Origin of the sequence: Streptomyces sp. NK15101 (assembly GCF_020400725.1) — a bacterium.
Taxonomy (GTDB): Bacteria; Actinomycetota; Actinomycetes; order Streptomycetales; family Streptomycetaceae; genus Streptomyces.
Map to the genome: position 1 here is coordinate 1 of NZ_JAINVG010000074.1, position 19,327 is coordinate 19,327.

General features: G+C 73.4%; 17 protein-coding genes. 4 read left to right on the forward strand and 13 right to left on the reverse strand.

Translation table 11 applies throughout. The features are described 5' to 3' along the window. Nucleotides 1-788, forward strand: a 788-nt coding sequence (locus K7G60_RS29635; protein WP_225804041.1) for a GlxA family transcriptional regulator, incomplete at its 5' end; no start/stop codon positions are given. A gap of 303 nt (nucleotides 789-1,091) precedes the next feature. Here the strand turns inward: K7G60_RS29635 and ruvB are convergent. The 9 genes from ruvB to K7G60_RS29680 form a co-directional block, all read right to left on the reverse strand. Continuing rightward, the gene (gene ruvB / locus K7G60_RS29640) at nucleotides 1,092-2,261 is read right to left on the reverse strand and encodes a Holliday junction branch migration DNA helicase RuvB (protein WP_225804070.1); all 1,170 of its coding nucleotides are present in this window, start codon (nucleotides 2,259-2,261) and stop codon (nucleotides 1,092-1,094) included. 110 nt (nucleotides 2,262-2,371) lie between these two features. Next, nucleotides 2,372-3,541 carry a recombinase RecA gene (gene recA, locus K7G60_RS29645; RefSeq protein WP_225804042.1) on the reverse strand — a complete coding sequence of 390 codons (1,170 nt, stop codon included), beginning with the start codon at nucleotides 3,539-3,541 and terminating at the stop codon, nucleotides 2,372-2,374. A 61-nt stretch (nucleotides 3,542-3,602) separates the two neighbouring features. After that, entirely contained in the window at nucleotides 3,603-4,106 is a 504-nt protein-coding gene (locus tag K7G60_RS29650; protein ID WP_225804043.1) for a single-stranded DNA-binding protein, read from the reverse strand. 221 nt (nucleotides 4,107-4,327) lie between these two features. Beyond that, the gene (locus K7G60_RS29655) at nucleotides 4,328-5,110 is read right to left on the reverse strand and encodes a hypothetical protein (protein WP_225804044.1); all 783 of its coding nucleotides are present in this window, start codon (nucleotides 5,108-5,110) and stop codon (nucleotides 4,328-4,330) included. Further along, the gene (locus K7G60_RS29660; RefSeq protein ID WP_225804045.1) at nucleotides 5,107-5,622 is read right to left on the reverse strand and encodes a hypothetical protein; all 516 of its coding nucleotides are present in this window, start codon (nucleotides 5,620-5,622) and stop codon (nucleotides 5,107-5,109) included. The genes K7G60_RS29655 and K7G60_RS29660 overlap by 4 nt, the downstream gene beginning before the upstream one ends. After that, nucleotides 5,619-6,575 (reverse strand): ATP-binding protein, encoded by a 957-nt coding sequence (locus tag K7G60_RS29665; protein ID WP_225804046.1) that lies wholly within the window; start codon nucleotides 6,573-6,575, stop codon nucleotides 5,619-5,621. The genes K7G60_RS29660 and K7G60_RS29665 overlap by 4 nt, the downstream gene beginning before the upstream one ends. Nucleotides 6,576-6,834: 259 nt before the next feature. Continuing rightward, entirely contained in the window at nucleotides 6,835-7,752 is a 918-nt protein-coding gene (locus tag K7G60_RS29670; RefSeq protein ID WP_225804047.1) for a PD-(D/E)XK nuclease family protein, read from the reverse strand. A gap of 319 nt (nucleotides 7,753-8,071) precedes the next feature. Then, complete coding sequence (locus K7G60_RS29675) at nucleotides 8,072-8,677, reverse strand: antibiotic biosynthesis monooxygenase (protein WP_225804048.1); 606 nt, start codon at nucleotides 8,675-8,677, stop codon at nucleotides 8,072-8,074. A 207-nt stretch (nucleotides 8,678-8,884) separates the two neighbouring features. Then, nucleotides 8,885-11,632 carry an FAD/NAD(P)-binding protein gene (locus tag K7G60_RS29680; protein WP_374115709.1) on the reverse strand — a complete coding sequence of 916 codons (2,748 nt, stop codon included), beginning with the start codon at nucleotides 11,630-11,632 and terminating at the stop codon, nucleotides 8,885-8,887. A gap of 172 nt (nucleotides 11,633-11,804) precedes the next feature. Here K7G60_RS29680 and K7G60_RS29685 point away from each other — a divergent pair, with 172 nt between their 5' ends. Next, nucleotides 11,805-12,266, forward strand: coding sequence for an Rrf2 family transcriptional regulator (locus K7G60_RS29685; protein WP_225804049.1), 462 nt, complete (start codon nucleotides 11,805-11,807; stop codon nucleotides 12,264-12,266). A gap of 42 nt (nucleotides 12,267-12,308) precedes the next feature. Beyond that, the gene (locus tag K7G60_RS29690; RefSeq protein WP_225804050.1) at nucleotides 12,309-12,878 is read left to right on the forward strand and encodes a histidine phosphatase family protein; all 570 of its coding nucleotides are present in this window, start codon (nucleotides 12,309-12,311) and stop codon (nucleotides 12,876-12,878) included. 98 nt (nucleotides 12,879-12,976) lie between these two features. Here K7G60_RS29690 and K7G60_RS29695 read toward each other — a convergent pair whose 3' ends face one another. The 4 genes from K7G60_RS29695 to K7G60_RS29710 form a co-directional block, all read right to left on the reverse strand. Beyond that, the gene (locus K7G60_RS29695) at nucleotides 12,977-13,204 is read right to left on the reverse strand and encodes a DUF6243 family protein (RefSeq protein ID WP_225804051.1); all 228 of its coding nucleotides are present in this window, start codon (nucleotides 13,202-13,204) and stop codon (nucleotides 12,977-12,979) included. Between the two features lie 135 nt (nucleotides 13,205-13,339). Next, nucleotides 13,340-14,716 carry a DUF5685 family protein gene (locus K7G60_RS29700; protein ID WP_225804052.1) on the reverse strand — a complete coding sequence of 459 codons (1,377 nt, stop codon included), beginning with the start codon at nucleotides 14,714-14,716 and terminating at the stop codon, nucleotides 13,340-13,342. Nucleotides 14,717-15,045: 329 nt separating this feature from the next. Next, complete coding sequence (locus K7G60_RS29705) at nucleotides 15,046-16,104, reverse strand: hypothetical protein (protein ID WP_225804053.1); 1,059 nt, start codon at nucleotides 16,102-16,104, stop codon at nucleotides 15,046-15,048. A 618-nt stretch (nucleotides 16,105-16,722) separates the two neighbouring features. Then, complete coding sequence (locus K7G60_RS29710) at nucleotides 16,723-17,394, reverse strand: hypothetical protein (protein ID WP_225804054.1); 672 nt, start codon at nucleotides 17,392-17,394, stop codon at nucleotides 16,723-16,725. A gap of 195 nt (nucleotides 17,395-17,589) precedes the next feature. Between K7G60_RS29710 and K7G60_RS29715 the strand changes: the two genes are divergently transcribed. Next, nucleotides 17,590-19,242 (forward strand): phospholipase A2, encoded by a 1,653-nt coding sequence (locus K7G60_RS29715; RefSeq protein ID WP_225804055.1) that lies wholly within the window; start codon nucleotides 17,590-17,592, stop codon nucleotides 19,240-19,242. Nucleotides 19,243-19,327 lie beyond the last annotated feature (85 nt).

The window sequence follows — 19,327 nt, forward strand, 5'->3', positions numbered from 1 at the left end:
TGGCGGGTGTCGAGTCCCTGGAGCGGACGAAGGGGCCGCTGGACACGCTCGTCGTCTCGGGCGGGCTGGGTGTCGAGCGGTTCGCCGCGGACCCCCGTCTCGTCGGCCATGTCCGGCGCCTCAGCCGCGAGAGCCGCCGGGTCGCCTCCGTCTGCACGGGCGCGGCCGTGCTGGCCGCGGCAGGTCTCCTCGACGGCCGGCGGGCCACCACCCACTGGCAGTTCGCCCCGTACCTGGCGAGCGGATACCCGGATGTACGGGTGGACCCGGCGCCCCTGTGGATCCGCGACGGCAACGTGTACACCTCGGCCGGCATCACCAGCGCGCTGGACCTGACCCTGGCCTTCATCGAGGAGGACCACGGCCCCGAGCCGGCGCGCCAGGTGGCCCGGCACCTCGTCGTCCACATGCAGCGTCCGGGTGACCAGAGCCAGATGAGCGTGTTCACCGCGGCACCGCCACCTCGCGAGGACACCGTCCGCGTCCTGGCTTCCCACATCGCCGCGCACCCGAACGACGACCTGAGCACGCCCGCCCTCGCCGCCCGCGCCGGGATGACGCCCCGTCACCTCACCCGGCTCTTCACCCGATGCCTCGGGGAACCGCCCGGCCGGTACGTCCGGGGCGTCCGGACGGAGACGGCCGCACACCTCCTCCTGTCGAGTTCGCTGCCGGTGGCATCGGTGGCCGCCCGCTGCGGCTTCGGCACTCCGGAGGCCCTGCGCAAGGCGTTCCTGGACCGCTACGGCGTCTCCCCTTCCCGCTACCGCGACGGGGCCGGACGCTGAATCGCTGCTCGGATGGTCACCCGGGCCGGCGAACGGGCCTTCTGGGAGCCGGGAGGGAACCCATGGGCGAGGCGTAGCCGACTCTCGACGCGCTGATGCCGACCGGGGGCCGGCGGCGGCGGCGGTGGGGACACCGTCGTCCGGACGGCGGGCGCGCCGCACTCCTCGGCCGTCCCCCGGGCCCGGCATTCGGGGCAGCGGCCGAGCCGCTCGGCCGCCCGTCGGCCGCATTCGATGCTCGGCGCCTGGTGCAGCGGTGGGACGGCCGGTCCCCGGCGGTTCTCGTACGGGCAGCCGCGGGTCTCACCGGGGCGGGGGCCGGTGCCCGGGGGCGGCCGCGGAGGTGACGGTCCGTCCGGTGCGGACCGCGGGCGGGTCGTCCCGTCCGGAATCGCCGTTCCGGTGCGGTCCCGGGGACGCGGTCCAGGACGGCCGGGGCGGCCCGGGCGGCGGCACGAGCCCGAAGTGGGCCCAGGCGGCGGGCGTCGCGACCCGGCCGCGGGGCGTCCGGGCCAGCAGCCCCTCCCGTACGAGGAAGGGCTCGGCGACCTCCCCGACGGTCTCGCGCTCCTCCCCCACGGCGACCGCGAGGGTGGACAGGCCCACCGGTCCGCCGCCGAACAGCTTCAGCAGGGCGTGCAGCACGGCCCGGTCCAGGCGGTCCAGGCCGCGGCCGTCGACCTCGTAGACCCCCAGGGCCGCGGCCGCGATCTCGCGGGTGACCACTCCGTCCGCGGTGACCTGGGCGTAGTCCCGCACCCGGCGCAGCAGCCGGTTGGCGATGCGGGGCGTGCCGCGGGAGCGGCGGGCGATCTCGGCGGCGCCCGCGGGCTCGATCTCCACCTCCAGCAGCCGGGCGGAGCGGTGGATGACGCGCTCCAGTTCGGCCGGGTCGTAGAACTCCATGTGGGCGGTGAAGCCGAAGCGGTCGCGCAGCGGCGGGAGCAGCATGCCGGCCCGGACGGTGGCGCCGACGAGGGTGAACGGCGGCAGTTCGAGGGACATGGCGGTCGCGTCGAGGCCGGTGCCGGCGACGATGTCGACGCGGAAGTCCTCCATCGCCAGGTAGAGCATCTCCTCGACGGGCCGGGGCATGCGGTGGATCTCGTCGAGGAAGAGGACCTCGCCCCCGGTGAGCGAGGCCAGGACCGCCGCCAGGTCCCCGGGGTGCTGGATGGCGGGGCCGGAGGTGATGCGCAGCGGGGCTCCCATCTCCGCGGCGATGATCATCGCCAGGGTGGTCTTGCCGAGTCCCGGGGCACCGGAGAGCAGCACGTGGTCGGCGGGGGCGCTCCGCTGCCGCGCGGCCCGGAGGACGAGGTCGAGCTGCTCGCGGACCCGTTCCTGGCCGATGAACCCGTCCAGGTCCTTGGGGCGCAACGCCGTCTCGGTGGCCCGGTCCTCGCCGTCGGCGGTGTCGGCGGTGTCGGCGGTGTCGGCGGTGTCGGCGAGGGTGGCGACCCCGGCGGGCACGCCCGGGGCCGGCGTGCCGTCCCGGGTCGGGGCGGCGCCGGGGAACACGGGGCCGCCCCGGTTCACCGGCGTTCGCCTCGCGCCGGGGTGAGGGAGCGGCGGGCTGGTCTTCACGGCCCGGCCGGGGTGCCGTCGAGGAGGACGCGGGAGACCGGACCGGTCAGGGCCGGCGGGGTCGGCCCGGTGGAGCGCCGACCGGCCGCGGCCGAGTCGAACGGCACGGTGCCGGGTGCGGCCGCTCGGTTCGCCGTCTCCGCCCGGGGCTCCTCCGCCGGGGCCTCCGCCTTCGTCCCGATGCCCAGTTTCTCCCTGGTCTTCTTCTCGATCTCGTCGGTGAGGTCGGGGTGGTCCTTCAGGAAGTTACGGGCGTTCTCCTTGCCCTGGCCGAGCCGGTCGCCCTCGTACGTGTACCAGGTGCCGGACCTGCGGACGAGGCCCTGCTGGACGCCCAGGTCGATCAGCTCGCCCTCGCGGCTGATGCCCCGGCCGTAGAGGATGTCGAACTCGGCCTGCCGGAACGGCGGGGCGACCTTGTTCTTGACCACCTTGACGCGGGTGCGGTTGCCGACCGGCTCGGCGCCGTCCTTGAGGGTCTCGATCCGGCGGATGTCCAGGCGGACCGAGGCGTAGAACTTCAGCGCCCGGCCGCCGGGAGTGGTCTCCGGCGAGCCGAAGATCACTCCGATCTTCTCGCGCAGCTGGTTGATGAAGATCATCGTGGTTCCGGAGTGGCCCAGCGCGCCGGCGATCTTCCGGAGGGCCTGGCTCATCAGCCGGGCCTGCAGGCCGACGTGCGGGTCGCCCATCTCGCCCTCGATCTCCGCGCGCGGCACCAGCGCGGCGACGGAGTCGACGACGATGAGGTCCAGGGCGCCGGAGCGGATGAGGGTGTCGGCGATCTGCAGGGCCTGTTCGCCGTTGTCCGGCTGGCAGACCAGCAGGGCGTCGGTGTCGACGCCGAGCCGCCTGGCGTACTCGAGGTCGAGACCGTACTCGGCGTCGATGAACGCCACGGTGCTGCCCGCCTTCTGCGCGTTGGCCATGGCGTGCAGCGCCATGGTCGTCTTGCCGGATGACTCCGGGCCGTAGATCTCCACCACGCGGCCGCGCGGCAGGCCGCCGACGCCGAGGGCGAGATCCAGGGCGATCGAGCCGGTGGGGATGACCTCGATGGGGACCCCCGGCTCGTCGCCCAGGCGCATGACCGAGCCCGTGCCGAACCGTTTTTCGATCTGGGCGAGGGCGAGCTCGAGCGCTTCCTCGCGGTCCTTTTCCTTCATGGGGTCCGCCTCGGATGGGTGCGGTGTGTGGTCGCGGCCGGCGCACGGGGGCGCCGGCCCGTCAGAAGGGTTCCGCCTCCTCGCGGGGGGCGTGCCGTCCGGCCTCGGCGGGGACCGGCCGCTCGCCGCCGTCGGGCCGGGTGAACAGGTCCTCGGCGGAAGGGCGGGGGCCGCCCCGGGAACCGGCGGGGACGCCGCCGTGCGGGGGCTTGACGATCGTCGCGGCGGCGAACCGCAGCGACGGGCCGATCTCGTCGGCCTCCAGCTCGATGACGGTCCGCCTCTCGCCCTCCCGGGTCTCGTACGTCCGCTGGCGCAGCCGCCCCTGGACGATGACGCGGGTGCCCCGGGTCAGGGACTCGGCGACGTGCTCCGCCTCCTGCCGCCAGACCGAGCAGCGCAGGAACAGCGTCTCGGCGTCCCGCCATTCGTTGCTCTGCCGGTCGAAGGTGCGGGGCGTGGACGCGACGGTGAAGTGCGCGACCGTGTCGCCGGAGGGGGTGAGGCGCAGCTCGGGGTCGTCGGTCAGGTTGCCGACGACGGTGATGACGGTTTCACCGACCATTGCGGCTTTCCTCTCGTGCGCCGGGTGATTCCTCACCCGTGCCTGTTCGAGTCGGACGGGCAGCCTCGTACCGGTGGTGTGGGTGCCCGGAGGGGAGGCTGCGCCGCTCCGGCCGGGTGTGGGGATGAGCCGGGCGGCGCGGGTCTCCAGGGGGTCGTGGTGGGGAGGGACGGCAGGGCTCCGGGACGGGCGCCCTTCGTCGGAGGAGGGCGGTCATCGGTTCACCTCGCCTCCCCCTCCTGCCCCGGTCCGGGCTCGGCGAGCCCGGCTGCGAGGAGCCGTGCCTGGTGGGCAGGGGCCCTCCTCAGCGGGGTTCCGAGCCGGGGAAGGATGCAGGGACGGCCTGCGGCGGCCCCGCACCAGGGACAGGGCACGCGGAGGAAGCGGACGTCCGGATCGCGCTTCGAGCCGGTGAGGTGGGAGGGCGGACCGGCCGGGGCGGCGGGTACGCGCTCGACTCGCCGTCCCGAGGCGATCGCGGTCACCAGCTCGAGGAGTTCCGCACGATAACGGCGCGGGTCGTCAGGGTCGCTGTCCGGGAGTGGCAGCGGGTTGCGGGCGAGCCGTTCCTCCCGGATCGCGCGCACCTCGGCGCGGATGTCGGCGGCGGCGATGCGGGACCGCTGCCTGCCCAGCCTGGTCACGGCCGCCCGCACATCGGCGACGTCCAGGTCGGCGAGCAGCAGGTGCCAGGCGTCCGTCGTGGTGTCCTCCAGGTGCATCGACGGGCACATCGCCGCGACCAGGGCGACGAGCTGGGCCGTCTCGGCCGGCAGCATTCGTTCTTCCCTTCCGCGGGGGAGCGTCCCGGCTGTCGCCGGCGCGCCGCTTCCCGCCGCATCCACCGGCTGCTGGTACACGTACAGGACGGCCCCGCAGGCGCACCGCAGCCGCTTGTCGTCCTCGAACGTCCAGCGGCCGCAATCGAGGTGACCGGCTTGGGAGACCAGGAACCACACCGTGCCGAGCGCGTCCCGGCCGGGGTGGGCGCTGACGGTGGTCACGGGTCCTCGCCGCCCTTGAGGGGAAGCAGACGGCGCAGGTCGAGCGTGCCGGTGCGCAAGGCGCGGGCGATCCGTTCCCACCCGCCGGGCAGGGGGCGCAGACTGAACGACCGCGGTTCGGAGGCCGACAGCACGCCCAGCCCCGGTATCGCCTCGCCGGTGTACGGGTCGGCGACCGGATCGAGACAGCTCAGCCGGGCGAGGAACTGCCGCTGCCAGCCGGGGCGCACCCGGACCAGCGTCTCCACCTCGCCGGGGTGGTTGTCGGCCACCCAGGCGGTGAAGGCCTCCTCGTCGGCGACCACGACCGTCGGTTGGGGGTCGACGAGGGTGAGGGTGGCGACCGGTGTGTCGTCCGGCAGGGTCACCCGGACCGACTTCAGGTTCAGCTCGGCGCGGGCCGCGCGCAGCCCTTCGAGGACCTCGTGGCGCTCGGTCCGGTACTCGGTGTCGACGGCGTCGCGCAGCACCCGGAGCACGGCGACCCGGGTGGCGTGCTCCTTGAGGCTCATGCGGCCTTGTCCTTCCGCTCGGTCCCGTTCTCCCGCCTGCTCCCGGCCCCGGACTCGACGTCCTCGGCGACCCTGTTCCTCGCCGCCGCGGTGCCGTGGCGCACTATCAGCTGGCCGAGTGTGCAGGTCTCCCCGCTGTCGTCCAGGACGGCGGCGCCGAGCAGGTTGTGCCGGCGGGCCTCCTCGTACAGGGCGCGCAGCTCCTCGTGGCCGGCGCCCGGCGCGGTGGCCGCCGTGACGTAGTCGGAGACGGAGAGGGCGGGCTTGCCGGCCTCCAGCCAGTCGAGGACGGCTTCGGCGAACTCCGGGCCCGGCTTGTGGAGCACCGTCCCGGACAGCGGCTTCGCCCGGGACTTGGAGATCACCAGGGTGTTCTCGTGGTCGAGGTCGCCGACGATGTCGAATTCGTACTCGATGCCCTCCCGCTGCTCGGGCTTGAGCCCGATCTTGCGCGGCACCTTGCGGCCGCGCTCGTCGGCCTCCACGACGTACTCGGTCTTGGTGCGCATGGTGACGATGAGGTGACCGGGGTAGGCGAGCAGGGCGTCGATCATCGCCCGCTCCTGGGGGCGGGCCTCCTTCCAGCCGGCGAAGCTGCCGCCGGCCCCGAGGCGCTTGGCCGCGTTGTCGACCTGTTCCAGCATTCCGCCGGTGCCGGACCAGAAGTGACTCAGGGAGTCGACGATCATGACGTCGTAGCCGTCGTGGGCGGCCACCGCGAGCGCGTCGACGAGGGTGGTGGGCTGGAACGTCGTGAGCGGGAGGGTGTCGAAGGCGAACTCGTCGGCGTACTTGGCGGCGCTGCCGTGCTCGGTGTCGATCAGGGCTATCCGCTCGCCGAGCCCGGTGGCGGTGACCAGGGCGGTGTAGGTCTTGCCCGACCCGGTGGGGCCGGCGAGCGCGATGCGGGCCTTGGCCTGTTCCTTGGTGGCGGGGGTGAAGGTGAGGTTCACGCCGTTCTCCTGGCGTCTACGACGGCGGTTCCGGGTGGGTCCGGCCGGCAGGGGACGCGGTCCTCGTCCGGCAGGACGTGCTCCCGCGCAGCCGTCCTCGGATCGAATATGCATTCGAATTACTGTCTGCCCCCACGCTAAGCGCCCAAGAGGGAACAATCCACCCTTTTCACCAAGAAAAATACTGGAAAAGGGGAATTGTCAGCAAGAAGGCGTATAATGCCCCGCGCACATGTGCGGGTGTCGGACGCCTCCGGTCTCAGCCGGTGTCGGCGGACGGGTGCTCGCCCTCCCCCGCGGCCGGGTCCGGGGCGACGGCCAGGGGATAGGGCGGCGGGGTGCCGCCCCAGGCCGGGCACAGCGCCCGATGGGGGCACCAGTCGCACAGCCGGCTCGGGCTCGGGGGCCAGTCGCCCGTCCGCGTCGCCCGCCCGATCGCGTCCCACAGCGCCAGCAGCTTGCGCTCCACGGCCCGCAGATCGGCCTCCGTCGGGTCGTAGGTGAGCACGTCCCCGCTGCCCAGGTAGACCAGCTGCAGGCGGCGCGGCACGGTGCCGCGCCGCCGCCACAGCACCAGGGCGTAGAACTTCAGCTGGAACAGCGCGTCCGCCGCGTACTCGGGCCGGGGCGCCCGGCCGGTCTTGTAGTCGACGATCCGCACCTCGCCGGTCGGCGCCACGTCCACCCGGTCGATGATCCCGCGCAGCCTCAGCCCGGAGTCCAGCGTGGTCTGGACGAACAACTCCCGCTCCGCGGGCTCCAGCCGGGTCGGGTCCTCCAGGGTGAACCACCGCTCGACCAGCTGCTCCGCCGTGGCCAGCCACTCCGCGACCCGTTCCGGGGCAGGCGCTCCGCCGTCCCGCGCGAACAGTTCCGCGAGCTCCGGCCGCGCCGTCAGCAGCCGCTCCCACTCGCCCGCCACCATGGCCCGGGCCCGGGCGGCCGTGCGTTCCGCCGCCGGGACGTCGAAGAGCCGCTCCAGCACCGCGTGCACCAGCACGCCCCGAGCCGCCGCCTCGTTCGGCTTCTCCGGCAGCCGGTCGATCACCCGCAACCGGTAGAGCAGCGGGCACTGCATGAAGTCGCCCGCCCGCGACGGCGACAGCGACGACGGCGGCGCGGCGGGCCGGAGTGCTGCGGGCGGGGCCGGTGCGCCGGAGGTGTCGATCGGCTGCACACCCCCGACCTTACGCCGGAGGCCGGCGCACCGCTCCGGCACCGCCCGGCCCGCGGAGGCGGGGGCCGCTCGACCACCCCGCCGGGCACCCGTGACCGGCGGCCCTCCCCGGCCTCCGTGGCCCGCCTCGGCGAGGACATCACGGCATCCGTCGGATCGGTCGGCGACGCCTACGACAGCGCCCGCCGGAGTCCGCGTCCGCCGGAGTCCGCGATCGGCCTGCTCGAAACCGAGCCGGCCAAGCCCCGGGCGGCTGCCGTGGAGGGGTGCTCGGGGCCCGCCCGCGCCGCACTCCGCCACCCGCTCGCACGTGGACGGCCTACCGGCGTTCGAGCATGACCACCTCGAACTCCTCCAGGCTGCAGACGGACACGCCCGTCTTCGTGACCGTTTCGCCGCGGGCCGCCGACTGCTTGCCGCGGGAGGCTGCCAGCGCGGCCTGATCGGCGTAGAGCACGCCCACGCCGCCCCGGCCCCTGGCCCGGTCGAGGAGCATCGTCGCGGTCTCGAAGCCCGGGATGGCCTGCAGCTTGGGCAGCGTGACGTCGCGGAACGTCTCCACCAGCAGGCCGGCGTCGGACGGGGCGATCTCGAACCGGGTCAGGCGGAAACCCGCGTCGGGTCCGACCTGCGCGGGAGGAGTGAACACCGCTGCCTCCCAGCCGTCGACCGTCACGGTGTCCGCGAACGGCGCCAGCATCGTCGCGCGTCGCTCCTTGAGCTGATCGTCGCTGCTCCGCAGCGCCTGTTCGCTCTCCCACCAGGAACCCGTGAGAACCTTGCCGAGCTCGCGGTCGGTGAACAGCGCGAAGCCCCGGTACCCGGGCTGGCCGGCCAACGCCCTGGGGGCCTCCTCGCGGAGCGCGTCCACACACGTGTCGATCTTGGCGGGATCACCGATGGCGTAGATGGTGCGAACGTACATGGGGTGCGCTCCTGTTCCTCGGGCCGACGCTCGCCGGGGCGGCTCTCGCTCTCACCGCTTCCATCCGAGGCGCCCACGCGGCCGGGAGCAACGCGGACGGACCGTTCGGGCGAACAGCAGGAGGGCAGGACCGGCCGAAGGGAATCCCGCGGCCCGCACCCACCCGGCTGCGCGACGAGGGGCGAGGCCCGCTCCCCTTCCCGTCCGTCAGAGGCTCAGTCCGGCCAGCCTGCGCCGGTCGAGCGGGGACGCCCGACGATCGAGGCGTTGTTCGAGGAGGTGGCGGGCGGTGTCGCTGTGTCCCGCCTCCACCAGCGCGTACAGCAGGGTCTCCTCGACGACCTCGCGCTGTGCCGCGCTGCCTCCCACGCGGCGCAGCGAGGGCAGCAGTCCGCGCAGTTCCCGCACCGCGGTGGCCCACTCCTCCTCCAGGACCGCTTCCAGCGCGCTGCACAGCGGGACGACGACCTCCCGCTGCACCGGGTCCGCGCCGGCCGCGTGGGTGCGCAGGCGGCGCAGCGCGGGGAGGTCTCCGGCGGTGGCGAGAGCGACGGCGCTGTGCAGGGCCGTGAACGCGGTCGAGGGACGCTCGACCAGATCGCGGGCGACCGCGTCGAGCACGCCGTCGACGGGGACGCGACCGGTCCAGTTCCGGGACATGCGGGCCCGCCACAGCAGGGAGCCGGAGTCGACGAGGGCCCGCACCCCGTTCACCTGGCCCGGTGCGAGCTGAGCGAACCAGCGGCGGCGTACCGCCGCGGAGTCGTCGAGGGCCAGTTCGTGGAGCGCCACGTGCCAGGAGAAGTGCGCCCGGTGCACGGCGCCCCGCCCCCGACCGCCGATCCAGCCGTCGAGCCAGTCCCGGCCGGTGCGGTGCGCACCGGACTCGTAGTGGACGTGGGCGAGGGCGTGCACGGCGTGGCCGGAGGCGGGTTGCGCGGCGAGCGCTGCCCGGGCGAGCTCGCCGGCCTCCTCGATCCTTCCTTGCTCCTGCCGGACGAAGGAGAGGAGCGAGGTGTGGAACCAGTGCCCTTCGTAGGCGGACGCGGTCCGCTCCACCAGTCCGAGGGCCAGTGTGCCGTCGAGATCCGCGACGCCGGAGAAGGCGATGGTGGGGACGGCGATGCCGAGGGCGAACGCGTCGGCGGGGAAGCGGCCGAGGTGGTCGACGAGCGCCGTGTCGCCGTCGCTCCTTCCGTCGCCCGCGGCGCCCGCGTGGGCTTCGTGCCCCTTGATGCGGCGCGTGACGACGTCGACGAACGACCGCTCCCGTTCGTCGCCGCGTTCCCGCACACTGCGCTGGGCGTCCGCCAGTTCCCGGGCGACGTCGACGTCCGCTCCGCACTCGTGACCGAGCAGGGCGAGTGCGGCGTGCCCGAGCGCGAACCCGGGGTCCAGCGCGGTGGCGCGCGCGAACGACTCGGCCGCCTTCGCCCGTACGGTGATCACCCGGGCGAGTCCGCAGCGGAAGGACGCCGCGGCTGCGGCATGGGTGGACAGCGGCAGCCCGAACTGGTCGGCGGGCCGGCGGCGCACCGGCCGGGGGGCGCTGGTGAGCGGGGCGAGTACGGCCTCTGCGATCTCCTTGGCCTGGTGACGGATCTCGGGGATCGCGGTCGTCTCCCACAGCTCGCCCCGGCGGGGCGCGCCCAGGGTGAACAGCGGCCGACCCAGCTGCCCTTGGGCGTCGAGCAGTCTGCCGCCGTCGGTGGACACGCCGATGCCCAGCGGTCCGGGTGCGGCGAGGCCGTCGGACAGCAGCCCGCTCCACAACGGGTCGCCGCCGGCATCGGCCCGCAGCCCCGGCCCCGTACAGTCCACCACCCATGCCACGCGCAACTCACGGCCGTCGGCGAGGGAAACGATCAGGCCGCCGTCCTTTCGCGGTGCCACGGAGGCGACCCGGCCGGCGTGGACGCGGAGCCTGCGGGCGGCGCGCGCCCGGGCGACGGTCTCGGCGGTGGAGGGTGCCATGCGATGCCGGTGCACGTTCCACAGGGTGGCGTCACGGCCGAGGAACTCGGCCCGCTCGTCGTCGGTGAGGCCCTGCCAGAGCCGTACGATCTCGGGCCGCAGCCCGTCGAGGGCGGGCCGCCAGTCGCCGTGGGCGCGACGCGTGGCGGCGAAGTGCCGCGCCAGCTCCCTGCGGAGGTGGTGGAACGGGAGGGCGGCCAGACCCGGCGGCGGCGGCACGGGGGGCAGCGGGGCGACCGCGTGCGGCTGGGGAAGCAGCCCGTTGCGGGACACCGCGTGCACCGTGCGGCCGGGACGGTCGAGGACGAGCGCGAGATCGACGGCGGTGAGACCGGTGCCGACGAGGAGGACGTCGTCCGACTCGCCGACGGCGTCGAGCGCGCCCGGCGTCCAGGGGCGGGGGACGAACCGGTCGGAGGCGACCAGCTCGGCCGGGGCCCAGCCGGACCGGCCCGCCGCGGGCCCGGTGGCGAGGACCACGCCGTCCGCCGTCACCGTGCCGCCGTCGGCGAGCTCGAGCTCCAGGCGTCCCCCGGCCGCGTCGGCGCACCTCACCGCCCTGGTGCGCAGCCGTCGTACGGAGACCGTGCCGTGCGCCGTGATGATGGCCCGGCCGAGCGTGTCGGCGAGATACGAGCCGTAGCGGTGCCGGGAGGCGAAGTCCGCCGTAGTGACGGTGGATTCGCCGTGCCGGCAGAGCCAGCGCCGGAAGTGGTCCGGGTCGTCCGGGTAGCAGCTCATGCCGCCGACGGGCACGTTGAGCCGGTGCTCGGGGACCTCGGTGGCGTACGCGGTGCCCCGGCCCGCCTCCGGCGCGGGGTCGACGAGGATCAGATCGAGCGGGACACGGCGTCGGGCCGCCCCTTCGCACAGCTGGACGGCGACGAGCGCACCGGCCGCGCCCGCGCCGACGACTGCCACGGTCGGTCGAGGACGGGCGGACTCGGTGGACCGCGAGGACACGACGGGGACTACGGACACCACGGAAACCTCCGGCGAGGGGCGGGTACTGCACGGCTGATGTTCACTATGTCGATGAACAAAGTGGAGCGGTAACGCCGCTTCCGGACAAGGACAAAGTGCCAAAGTCCTGTTGACGGCCCGTGAGCACCGGCGCATGCCAGGTGCCCGCCAGTCGTGAGACATTGAGTCCGTGAGGATCTCAGCGCGAACGGACTACGCCATCCGGGCCATGGCCGAGTTGGCCTGCTCCCCGGAGCGGCCCCTCAAGGCCGAGGACATCGCCGGACGCCAGGACATCCCCGTCCGCTTCCTCTTCGTCGTGCTGAGCGACTTGCGGCAGGCGCGCCTGGTGCGCGGCGTGCGCGGCCCCGACGGTGGTTACTCCCTCACCCGGCCGCCCGCGGAGATCACCCTCGCCGACGCCATCCGCGCGATGGACGGCCCGCTCGTCAGCGTGCGGGACCTGAAGCTGACGGGGCTGGAGTACCAAGGTGCGGCGGCTCCCATGCCGGATGTGTGGCGTGCCGTGCGGACGAGTCTGCGCCAGGTCCTGGAGAGCACGACCCTCGCGCACCTGGTGGCGGGCACACTGCCCGAGCTCGTACGGGACCGGGTCCGCGACTACAACGAGGACGTGCGGACGTACCCGTAGCGTCCGTGGCCGTTCGGCGGCCCACCCCTTACGCTCAGGGACGTGCCGTCCTCCACCGAGACTTCCGAGCGAGCCGGATCCGCCGAAGGCCGACCGCGCCGGCTGTTCGTCCTGCGGCACGCCAAGAGCGCCTGGCCGGAGGGCGTAGCCGACCGGGACCGTCCCCTCGGCCCGCGCGGGCTGCGCGACGCCCCGGCCGCCGGGAGCTTCCTGGCGGAGAGCGGTGTGCTGCCCGACCTCGTCCTGTGCTCCCCGGCCCGGCGCGCCCGCCGGACCTGGGAGCTGGCCGCCGCGGAGCTGGACGGCCCTGTGCCGGCCCGGCACGACCCGAGGCTGTACGGGGCGGAGGCCCCGGAACTGCTCGACGTCCTCCACGGCGTGCCCGACGAGGTCGCGGCCTTGCTCCTGGTCGGGCACAATCCGGGCCTCGAAGAGCTGGTCCTGCTGCTCGCGGCCAGGGGGGTCGGGGACGCACTGGACCGCATACGGACCAAGTTCCCGACCTCCGCGATCGCCGTCCTGACCTGGTCCGGCACCTGGACGGACCTCCGCCCCGGCGAGGCGCTCCTGACGGACCTGGCGATTCCCCGCGGAGCCCGCGACCCGTCCTGAGCGGGGCGCGTCAGCGCGCCGGGGCGGCATCGTCCAGCGAAGACCGCCCCACCGGGCGCCCGCCGACCCGTGCGGTGCCGCCCTGCGGCGGCGGTGCGTCAGCTCTGTGCGGTGTCGTCGGCCGTGTCGTCGTCCGTCTGCCCGGCGCTCTCGGCCGCGCCTGTCTTCTCGCGCATCTTGCGCAGCAGCTCCGCCTTCTTGTCGGCCGCGCCCTGGCGGTCGAGGTTGCGGTGCGGACCGTTGTTCTGCCGTTCGGCGCGGGACAGCCTCTTCCGCAGGCCACCGCCCTGGCCCACGGGGTTGTTGATGTTCTTGCTGTCGGTCACGGGTTCTCCCGGTGGTGAGGTGAAGTGGTCCATGGATTCATCCACTGAAGCCGGCACGTCCGTATCTCCCCCATTCGGGTGAAGTCGGCGGGCGGCCCTTCGATCGTCTCCCCCGTCTCCTCCCTCGGAGGACGTTCAGTCGCAGCAGTCACAGCAGCACTTGCACGGGTTGCAGCATCCACCGCCACAGCCATCGCCCGAGCCACCGCCGGAACCACCAGAGCCACCGGACCCGGAGCCACCGCCCGAACCGTGGTGGGAGCCGCCCCAGTTGCCGCCGCCCTGACCGCCGAACCAGCCGTCGCCCCCGGAGCCGTCCCTGCCGGACCCCTCCCGACTCGAACCGCCGTTGCGGTTGCCGTCCCCGAACTCGAAGGGCTCTCCGTCCTGGCCGTCGTCTTCGTTGCAGCGGCAGCAGTTGAAGCACAGACCGCAATCGGCGCACAGCCGGCGCCACTCGCGACACCGCCGGCAATGCCCCTCCGACGGTCGGCCCGACGCCATCGGCGCCCCCTCCGGGGCCGCGCCCGCGAGCGCTCCGACGCCGCACGTCGTGCCCGTGCCGGTCTCCGAGGGCGTTTCCGTCGCCGTACGGCGTCCCAGCCAGGGCAGCACGCGCAGGCCACGCGCCTGGGGACGGTGTCGATGGTGACGATGCCGGGGGTCGAAGACCCGATCGACGGCACGCTCCAACTCGCCGCCCAGAAGCGCCCCCACCAGCCGCCCGTCGACGAACTCGGCATCGGACAGGGCGAGTCGGATCCCGTGGACGGCGTCGTCGCAGAGCCGGCGCACCTCGGCCAGGTCCGTGCCGGTCACGGCGATCGGGTTCCACGCGCCTGACGCCTCGTCCGCGTCCAGGTCCTCCACCGCGTCCAGCAGATGGGCCAGCCGGCCGAACAGCCGGCCGGCTTCCGCCAGCGGTCCGGCGTTGCCCGGACGGTCCGTGAGCACCGCGGTGTACGCGAAGGCGGCCGCGGTCGCCGTCTCCGTGGGCTCCGTCACCGTCAGCAGCGAGCCACCGAGGCCGGTCGCCCTCTCGACCTCCGGCTGGCGCTCGACCGCTCCGAGCAGCACTGCGGTGTCGAAGCCGAGCCGTTCGCCGCCCGCGGCGCCCGCGCGGTCCCAGCCGTGGGCGATCCGGCGTGCCGCCGATGCCACGGGACGGCGCCCCACCAGGCCGTCGCCGTCGGCCACATGGTCGCGTATCTTCGCCGCGGCCAGCACCAGCGACACCGTCGCCGCCAGCCGGGCACCCTCGCCCTGTGCCACGTCCGCCGACCGCATCCCGCGCAGCGGGCACGGACCGGCGGCCCGCCGCCAGTCACCGGTGCGCTGCGACTGTGCTTCGGTCAGCACCGAGACGATCAGGCCGTCGTAGTTGGTGGCCGCCCTCGCGAACTGCCCGTACTCGCTGCGCAGAGCCAGGCACAGTCCGCACAGATGCGCCATCCACTCGGTTCGCAAGCCCTCACCCAGACGATGACGGCATGGCCTGATGATTCCGAACACCGAACTTCTCCCCCGTAGGAACGGCTACCCGGACGCGCCCTGGGGTCGGCTCACAGACGCAGGACTGCGTGAGGCACGACCGCACATGACGTCAACCGCGTATGACATCGACTGCGGCCGACATCCTAGAGGGTGCCTTCCGTCGGGTGTCCGCGCCGAGGACGGGAAGAACGTCCGGGCCGCGTGCGCCCTCGTCCGCCGACGCCGTGCCCTCCTCACCGAAGGAGCCCGGCTTCTTCGGTGAGGCACGGAAAAGGGCGCCCGCCCCGGACTCGCCCCCCGGCAGGCGCCCTGTGGCCGCGCCGATCGGCGCGAGAGGCGTCAGGCGGTCAGCCTGTCGGCAGGCCCAGCCCGTAGTAGGTGACGTGGTAGTCGTCCACGTACCCCGCCTCGCCGCCGATGATCAGGTCGGTGGGATCGCTCGCGCCCGCCGCCCTGGCCGTGGCCACGAGCATCTCGGCGAGGACGCGGCCCTTCGGCGCGCCGGGGCCGCCCGCGTCCACGCGCCACACCGGATCGTCGTCGCCGAAGACCGATGCCGTGTGCGGGAATTCGGCGACCGTGCCCCAGCCGAGTGCGGCCGGATCGACGTCGTCCGGGGCGAAGCAGGCGATCGAGAGCCGGTCGCCGCACACCACGTCGAAGAGGAGGGGAGCACTTCGTCCGTTGCGCCCGTAGAACGGCATCCCGATCCGGACCCCCAGGGCGGTGGTCTCGGCGGGCAGCGCTCCCAGGAAGTCTCCCAGCGACCGGGTGACGGTCTCCCAGCTGCGGGCGGTCCAACCGCCCGGGAATCCGAGGCCGACGTTGGCCTGGTCGCGGTTGCTCCCGAAGAAGCCGCTGATCGCGTGCTCCTCGCCGTGGCCTTGACGCCAGAACCAGTTCTCCGCGGGGTCGGTGGGCTGCAGGACCAGCTCCGGACCCGACTTCCCGGCCCGCAGTTCGAGCGTGTCCGGCCTGCCGCGCCAGCGCAGGAAGGGAGCGCCCCAGAGCGGCTCGCTGTCGTAGAACGGGCCCATGTCACCGTGCGAGCCCATGACGGACGGCTTGCCCAGTGCGGCGGTCACCTCCTCCTTCGCGGCGCGGAAGGCCGCCGCCTGCGCCGCGGCGTCCGGCGCGGGAACCGCCACCGGGACCGCGAGCTCCACGTACGACTCGCCGTCGACGTAACGCTTCTCGTAATCGCCGACCGGGCGCAAGCGGGCATCGCCCGAGGACCGGCCGGTGATCAGCACGGTAGCGTCCGCCGTGCCGCCCCAGGCCCACCCCAGCTCGGCCGCCGCAGCCCTCACGCCCTCCGGTGTCCAGCCGTCCGTGTCCGCCGCGACGAGTCGCCGGGCGAGCTCTCCGACGGACTCCTCCGCCGTGTTTCCCTGTTGTACGTTCATCGGCCCATCCTGCCGCATCCCGGACCGGGTCCCTGCGGGTCGCGCACCGGTGGGCGACGGACCTGGTGGAGGGCCGCAACCCCGGTGAGCTGCGGCGGCCCGACGGGACCGTTCTTCCCGTGCTCCGGGCCGCGCGCAGCACCCCCCGCGTACAAGGTCCGGGCACCTGCCGTTGACGCAACCGGAACGCACGCCATCCGGGCGCCCCGGCCGCGCAGCCCGGATCCCGGAGGCCGACCGCTCCGCAGCGGCAGCCGCACGGGGCCCGGCGCGGAGGAGGCGGCGGCCCCCTGAGCTCAGGCGTTCTGATTCCGGAGGGCCGGCAGAGGCCCCGCACCGTTCCGTGCGGGGCCTGCACGCCGTGCTCGGTCGCCGATCGCGGGACCGACGCGGGCGACGAAGCCGAGCGGGGAGGAATCCAGCCACCCGCAGGCATGGCTGATTGCTGGCGCAATCCCGAATGCAAGCCTTCGGACAAGTGTCCCCAATGGCCCGGCGGCCCCCTAACTCGCCGCTACGGCACCGATTTAGGACACTATCTCCCATTCGTGGGTAACGTGGCGCTGTCGATCAGTCACCCAGAATGAGATGCGGGATGTGATCTCGTTCACACTGAACTCACGACTGGCGGTGGATATTTGCAATCCCGAACGGTCCGTCCGCAGGTGCGACGCAAGCCTCGACCTCCGTCAGTTCGCCGTTGGCGGTGCCGTCCAGGCACAGGCGTCCTCCCTTGTCGCGGAGGTCGACGACGAACTTCGTGACCGTGCCGGACCGCTTCAGGTCGTGGATGCGCTCGTCGATGTAGCCGAGGCCGTTCAGCACCTTCCTGACCTGGGCGGGATCGGGCCGCTCGAGCTGCAGGAGCGCCTCGGCCACGCGCTGTTCGTGCTGGACGCCGGCACACCAGTCGCGGGCGTCCAGCTCCGCCTCCGGGCCCGCCGTGGGGGCGACGGGCTCGACCGCGCCGCCCGGTGGCGGCTCCACCGTGGCGCCGGGCGGCGGCTCCACCGGAGCGGTCGGCGCCTCGCCCTCCGGGGCGGCCGGCGACTCCCTCTTCGTGCCCGGTGGGGGGCACTCCCGCGCCACCTCGTCCAGCATCCCGACGAAGGCCGCGTCCTCCCCGGCCGAGACGGCGTCGACGGACCTGCCCCGCCCCTCCGGGGGGTCCGGCTGCTCGGAGCCACAGGCGGCCAGGGTCAGAGCGGCGAGCGCCGTCACCGCCAGGGTGCGCCGACGGCGGCGCATTACGGGGTCAACTGCCCTGATCCGGGCTCGGGTTCGCTTCATGTGCCCAGTCTTGGACGGGACCGCACGCGCCACATGAGTACGCGTACTCAACCTCGGCCGGCGGCCGGGGATCTTCACTGCTGCAAGGAAGCGGAATCAACTACCTCTACATACAGGCCACTTGTGGCCGAGATCGGCGCCGGTCTACGGTCCGCAGCGATCAAGCAACACACCTACGACACGAGGGGGGAACTCGTGCGCAAGACAGCCCTGCCTGTCATGGCCGCGCTCTCCATGGCGCTGCTGATACCGCAGCAGACCGCCGGAGCCACCGTCATCGGGCAGCCGCAGGCCGCGGCCGCCACCGTCGATCCGCCGCTGGCCGACGGGGAGATCCAGCAGGTCGGTCCCGGCCTGTACTCCACCGCGGAGAAGTCCTTCGAGCTGTACGAGACCGATGTGGCCGAGGGCCTCATGGGCCGTACCCACACGGTGACCGAAGGCACGGACGGGGTCGCCCGGCCGGAGTCGGCGCCCGCGACCCGCCCGGACCAGGGCGTCTTCGGTCCCGGCTGGGAAGCCGGGTTCCTGGGGGGCCAGCTCAACCGCAAGCTGGAGCAGAAGACCGACTCCGTCGTGGTCACCGACCTCGACGCGAAGGTCTCCGTCTCGTACGCCCTCAAGAGCAGCGTCGACTACCCGAGCGGCGGCGGCGTCAAGAAGTACGAGACCGCCACCGGCGACAAGCTCACCGAGACCACCACGTACAACGAGGCGACCGGCACGCTGGTGACCACCGCGGTCGAGACCCTCGCCCCGGCCACCGGCACCCCGGACACCGACGTGACCGGCGACCAGGACGCCGGCGCGGCCATCGGGGTCGCCAACCTCACGGCCACCTACAACTGGAAGCAGGTCGCTCCGGGCACCGACAAGTGGCGTGTGACCGGCCTGGGCAACCTGGCCGACGGCGCCACCGCCACGGTCTCCTACGACACCAAGGGCCGGGTCGCCACGGTCAGCGAGCCCGCCACCGCCGACGCCCCGGCGCAGTCGCTGACGGTCAAGTACTCGACCGCCACGACGGCCACCGGCACGGCGCTCGGTGAGTACACGGGCCGCGCCAAGGAGATCACCCTCACCTCGGGTGCCACCACGCAGACGCTGGCGCGCTACTCCTACGACGCCTCGGGTCTGCTGCGCGGCGTGACCAACCCGGTCGAGGGCACCGACCCGGTCTCGTCGTACTCCTACGACTCCACGGGCCGTGTCTCCGACATCGCCTCGCCGACCAACGGCGAGTGGGACCTGACGTTCCCGGCCGAGTCGGCCGCCCCGGACGCCGCGCCCGTCGGCACCGACCTGCCGTCCTCCACCGAGCCCCTGCAGGGCCCGGCCGGCGACGGAACCGCGACCACGCCTCCGGCCGGGGACTTCACCACCGGTGAGATCACCGACCCGCAGGCCTACCCGCGCTACTGCAACCGCGCCACCGAGTGGATGTGGTACCTCAACCGCGGCTGCGTCGCGTGGGCCGCGCACTACGGCTGGCACTGGCCGGTCTTCCGCTACACGCCGACCGGCTTCCGCGTGGCGGGCATCCTCAACGACGGCTGCAGCACCCCCGGCCCGAACATCAGCCGCCCGGGCGGCTTCAACTTCCGGGCCGCGTGCGACACCCACGACTACGGCTACGGTCTGATCGGCAACACGTACAAGGGCTACAGGTACTACCTGGACCGCAGCAAGAAGTCGAACGTCGACAACGCCTTCTACACCACGATGAAGACGCACAGCTGCAAGGCGTACAACATCCTGGTCCGCTGGAAGTGCAACTCCTACGCGTACGTCTACCTCAAGGCCGTGGCCTGGAAGGGCAACCCGAAGAACGGTGCCAACGCGACCTGATCACGGGTCCGCGCACCTTCTGACGTCGTACGGCACGACCTCCTGACGGAGCAGGCTCCTTGGGCCTGAACGGGCCGGGTGGCGG

Excerpts from the sequence above, each read along its gene's own strand:
- K7G60_RS29660 (WP_225804045.1), bottom strand. The coding sequence starts at position 5,622 with ATGAGCCTCAAGGAGCACGCCACCCGGGTCGCCGTGCTCCGGGTGCTG.
- K7G60_RS29705 (WP_225804053.1), bottom strand. The coding sequence starts at position 16,104 with ATGAACGTACAACAGGGAAACACGGCGGAGGAGTCCGTCGGAGAGCTC.
- K7G60_RS29710 (WP_225804054.1), bottom strand. The coding sequence starts at position 17,394 with ATGAAGCGAACCCGAGCCCGGATCAGGGCAGTTGACCCCGTAATGCGC.
- K7G60_RS29675 (WP_225804048.1), bottom strand. The coding sequence starts at position 8,677 with ATGTACGTTCGCACCATCTACGCCATCGGTGATCCCGCCAAGATCGAC.
- recA (WP_225804042.1), bottom strand. The coding sequence starts at position 3,541 with ATGAAGGAAAAGGACCGCGAGGAAGCGCTCGAGCTCGCCCTCGCCCAG.
- K7G60_RS29650 (WP_225804043.1), bottom strand. The coding sequence starts at position 4,106 with ATGGTCGGTGAAACCGTCATCACCGTCGTCGGCAACCTGACCGACGAC.